Raw genomic sequence first — 4,640 nt, 5'->3', positions numbered from 1 at the left:
AAAATTATATGCTGAGGTCAATATAAAAAATTGGAAATTTATTATTCTGTGTTGTTTTTTAGTAAAGATTTTTCTAAAATTTGTAAGATGCCCTTAACTTAAATAGATGTCATGTTTCACGATTTTATTTTTCATGGGCGGGACGCAATGGCTTTAGTCCAAAATCGTCTTTTGTGGTTTATTCAGGCATCTTTTGTGGGAATGGGGGTTTTGGTACTTAGATTGTGCTGGGTCAGTATTGCGCTTCGTTCTAAAGCCAAAATTGCTTTAGAATACTCTATGGAAAGGCGGGTCTTGCTGGACGCACAAGGAAAAGTTCTTGCACACAGTTTACCAAGTTTTGCGTTGGCAGCCAATCCTAAAAAAATTATGAACGTAAAAGATATTGGAAGTTCATATTGGAAGTTCAATTTAAATATTTTTCTTTTGGATCTTCTGTATCTATCCACAATTATCAATTCACAATCTTTTTAGAATTTTTTTGAAAATCTCGTGAATATTTTATCGAACATTCAACACTTAAAAATATTAATTTTTTCTTGATTTTTTTTTAATATCTGTATACTAAAAAAGTAAAATTTAATTTTTTGTTAAAAGTTATGAAAAGTTTGTTGTTGTTTTTCTTCTTAGTTTCTTCTCAAGTTTTTTCTAATAGAGAAGAAAGTATAAAATATCTAGAAAATTTTCTTAGTAAAAAAGATGAAAATAGATTTTCGGATCATCATTATGAACTAGTGTTTGAGCATTTAACTAATCTATACAAAAATAAAGCAGGTAACTTCGTTCCCTTTTTGTCGCTAAAAGATGAAGAAAAAAGTATTATCCAAGACGTATTGGGAAACGCTCAGAACTATATCAGTACAAAAAAAACGATTGAAAAAATTATTGATGTCTTGAATAAACGTTGTAATGGAGTAAAAAAAAATTCAGAAGAACTGGCTGCACATTTTCAGGCTATTGATTGCCTAGATAACAAGCGCCACTGGGTCACTGAAATCAGTGAAAACGGTGCGTTATTTCTTCAATATTCTAAATTTAAGGGGGGAATAGAAAAAATAGAAGATGGATCAAAGCTTATATGGAATGCTTTTAATCACTTATCAAAACAAGGAGTAAACATTCGTGGTATTTTTGATGAAATTCCAAAACAAGAGTTAGATTTTTTAATGAAAGCACTCAATAGTAAAGACAATAGTCAAGACCATTATATTGATTTGGACTATGAAACCATAAAAGACAGTTTACTTTCAAAAATGTTTATCGACGATCCTAAAATGTTCTTATTTTATTTAAATACCACAAATTTAAAATTTGAAGATCTTCCTAAGGGGTTTCACAAGCAACTAAGAGAAAGTCCACATTGTTATTTTGAAAAGACTTTAGAAAAAATTCTGAATCCTCTTAATTTAGATGACAACCAGTACAAAAGTTTTCTTCACCTTTTATCAGTACAGTTAGACCGGGTTCATATGTCTGATTGTGAAAAATTCCACTTTTACGGAACAAATAATGAATCAAAGAATTTACGAAATCTCTGTAATAAAGAATTCAATGAATCTTATCATGATGTTAAAATGATGCTATCAGCTTTACCTTACGATAAAAAGATTAATCTTTTAGAAAAGTCTATTTTAAATACATCCAGTGTAAAAGCGTGTGCACATTTTTTGGATATGACTGGAATTCCGTTTGAACACATTTCCCAGCAATCACAAACAAAAATCAAACAGCTTCTTCCTAATGCATTATTAAATAAAGATTTATATTCGGTTTTAAAATTTGAAGAGTTGTTTAAACAATCTTTTCAAAATCTTCCTTTCAGTAGAGAAGAAAGAAGATGGGGGTGTTTTAGAGGAATGTTTAACGGTTTATTTGAAGGTTCAAAGGAGTTAGAAGAATCTCTTTCTTTTTTTAATATGAATTTCAATCAGGATATGGAAGTAGTAGCACGGTGCGTTATGGTTTTTCGTCCTGAAAAATATTCTCAGTATTTAGAGGATTTAGAGAATTTTAAATTAAGAAATTTCTTAAAAACAGAAGACGAATTAAAAAGTGAAAAATTTTCTATTGCACAGAAAAACCTTAAGAAAATTTTTGAAGAAGAAAGCAATAAAAAAATAGATTTTTCTAAACAAATTATGAATTTTATTGATAAAATAGCTTTTGCTTCAAGTCTGGACGTCTTTCAGCTACTTATGGAAAATACGTCGAACAATAACTCCAAAGAAGAGGATTATGAAGAAGTACGTTCATTAGTAGCCAAGATGGTGTATATGGATACAGAAAAGCGTTCTATTCTAAGGCAAAAAATAAATGACTTTGGTTCAGCTTATACAGATTTTAAAAATAAAACTTCTGATAAAGATCTATTTTCGTTTTTCAAATCAGAAAAAAAATACACCAATAACACAAGATCTAATCTTTTTTTTCAATACCTAAGAAATAGGAATGAAGATTTGGGCAAGTGCAAAAAAGGAGAAAACGTACTGATTCAAGTATTTGGATTTAACTATTTCGCATTATTAGGAAAATTTAATCACAGTGCAATGACGGAACAAATCGAGGCGGATTTGGTAAGAAGAAAAAATAACGAGTTTATTGCTAATTGGATAGAAAATAGATATTATGAAGTATACAATGGAGCAGTTAAAAATCCTTTTTGTTCTGAAAAGCTTTCGTTATGCATCGAGAATTACAAAAATAGTCCTGAGTATAAAAAGGATCTTGCTCTTTTTAACCCCTATAGTAGATTAAAAGGTATACTAGAACGAGCAGCCGATAAAGAATTGACAAACGAAGAAGAATTTAAGAGAGAATTTTTAAAAGATATTACAAAAAATATTTTAGAAATAAATGAACCTAAAATTAAAAAAGCAGAATACGATCTAGAAATAAAGCGTTTGAGTGCGAATAAAAACAATCCAGTGTTTTAAAAAATAAATGAAGATTAAGTGTGTTAATATATATTACTATAGTAGTTTTTAAATAATTTAAACTTCATAGCGTTATATTTAGAACTAGTCTTCACAATTTAAATAAGATCTGATAGAAAGCCTGTTTAGGAGGTAAATGACACACCCTTTCCGAGAGATTTGAGTGACAAACAATAGGATTTAATAAAATCTCATTTTGATACAGGGGATTATGGTAAAAAACGCAAGAGAGCGCTTACTAACTGGGTGTTTTATCTTATAAAGACGGGCTGTCAGTGGCGCTTTTTTCTGCCTCCATGGAAAAGTGTGTACAGGTTTTACATGCAAGCAAGACAAAGTGGAATTTGGAAGAAAATGATAAGGGCTCTTGGGGAAAAAAGTCGGATAAACGATGGACGAAACGCCAATACGACAATTGACTTACAAAGTGCAAAAAAAAACGGACAAAGCTGCAAATCAAGGGATTGATGGGGGAAAAATGTCAAAGAGTGTAAACTTCGTAGTGTCACGGATACCCAAGGACATATTTTGCATGTCCAGAACTGCATTAACGTCTTGGGTAAAGCGCCAGCAGAACGTAAGAAAAAAAGTCGGACTAATCATGGATGACAAAGAATGCAAGCAAGAGGTTGATTAGAAGGAGGATAGTCAACCGACCATCGATAGGGTTCAGTAAAAACAGCAGAACAATTTAACTATCGCAATATTGACGACACACGCACAAAGAGATGAAAAAGCTTGGTTTAGCTATACTATAAAAAAACTTTATGTCTCTATGCAGCCTTATTTAAGTTATATTCTACGTAGCCCCTTAAACACCCCTTGTTGCTTTGCACAACCCATATTAATGTTCGGAATTTTTACCTTAAAAAAATTTTTCTCTTACTTCACCTTTACGAAATGACCAGATCAAGGCACATTTTTCGAATACAAATTCTCTATTTTTGTTTTTGTATCCAACAAAAGCCACAGCCATAACATAAAAAATTCTTAAATCTCTTTTATCTTATTTGCTGTAGCAGTATTAAAAAGCTTTTAAACAAAATTTTTAGCTTTTTACTGCACTTGCGTGCACATTTTTTTAAGCATTGCGTTCAATTTCATCAGACCGCGAGATGCTTTGGGACTATGACTCTAAAGCAAGTTCCCCTGCAGAAGAGCGTCCCCGGTTGTTGACAATTTCATAGCTCACACGCTGGCCTTCTGACAATGTTCCAAGTTTTGCGCGATTTACCTCCGTAATGTGAACGAAAATATCTGCTCCACCTTGATCTGGCGTAATAAACCCAAACCCTTTTTCCGGATTAAACCACTTTACAACACCACACGATCTTAACGTATTCATTTAACAGTCCTCTTGTTATGTGCTTAAAGGCACAAAATTTTAGATACAATACACAATGCTTAATTCTTTAGCACCGTGAACAAATTCTGCCATATCTGTTTATAAAACACAAGAGCTTATTTAAAACTTTTTAGCGCACAGAAGTTTAGAAAATTACAAGCCAAAAGAATTGATTTTAATATTGTCAAGAATACCCCTAAAGTGGTAATGGGCGATCATACTCCCCCTCACTTTTTTTCAGGTAGTTTAAAAGATCGCTGAAATCAAAAAATAAGAGTTTATCTTTGATCCACCTGAGCCCCCTTGTGAAGTATGAATACAAAGATGAATAGAAAGGCGCTCTGACTGTTTTTTTGTAAGCA

At 31.8% G+C, this 4,640-nt stretch carries 4 protein-coding genes; 3 read left to right on the top strand and 1 reads right to left on the bottom strand.

Translation table 11 applies throughout. The annotated features are described in order from the left end of the window. Positions 1-147 precede the first annotated feature (147 nt). The 3 genes from K737_RS01675 to K737_RS11810 all read left to right on the top strand — a co-directional run bounded on the left by K737_RS01675 (position 148) and on the right by K737_RS11810 (position 3,401). Positions 148-474 (top strand): hypothetical protein, encoded by a 327-nt coding sequence (locus K737_RS01675; protein WP_152531032.1) that lies wholly within the window; start codon positions 148-150, stop codon positions 472-474. A gap of 125 nt (positions 475-599) precedes the next feature. Continuing rightward, the gene (locus K737_RS01670; protein ID WP_023491014.1) at positions 600-2,933 is read left to right on the top strand and encodes a hypothetical protein; all 2,334 of its coding nucleotides are present in this window, start codon (positions 600-602) and stop codon (positions 2,931-2,933) included. A gap of 183 nt (positions 2,934-3,116) precedes the next feature. Then, complete coding sequence (locus tag K737_RS11810; RefSeq protein ID WP_081731143.1) at positions 3,117-3,401, top strand: transposase; 285 nt, start codon at positions 3,117-3,119, stop codon at positions 3,399-3,401. A 658-nt stretch (positions 3,402-4,059) separates the two neighbouring features. Here K737_RS11810 and K737_RS01660 read toward each other — a convergent pair. After that, positions 4,060-4,278 carry a cold-shock protein gene (locus tag K737_RS01660; RefSeq protein ID WP_006295716.1) on the bottom strand — a complete coding sequence of 73 codons (219 nt, stop codon included), beginning with the start codon at positions 4,276-4,278 and terminating at the stop codon, positions 4,060-4,062. Positions 4,279-4,640 lie beyond the last annotated feature (362 nt).

The sequence above is a fragment of the Holospora undulata HU1 genome (assembly GCF_000388175.3).
GTDB classification, from domain to species: domain Bacteria; phylum Pseudomonadota; class Alphaproteobacteria; order Holosporales; family Holosporaceae; genus Holospora; species Holospora undulata_A.
The sequence above is the reverse complement of the archived record's forward strand: the minus strand, read 5'-3'. Positions and strand labels throughout refer to the sequence as shown.

Bases quoted from the DNA above. Each gene is read 5' to 3' on its own strand.
- K737_RS01675 (WP_152531032.1), top strand. From the start codon at position 148: ATGGCTTTAGTCCAAAATCGTCTTTTGTGGTTTATTCAGGCATCTTTT.
- K737_RS01670 (WP_023491014.1), top strand. From the start codon at position 600: ATGAAAAGTTTGTTGTTGTTTTTCTTCTTAGTTTCTTCTCAAGTTTTT.
- K737_RS01660 (WP_006295716.1), bottom strand. From the start codon at position 4,278: ATGAATACGTTAAGATCGTGTGGTGTTGTAAAGTGGTTTAATCCGGAA.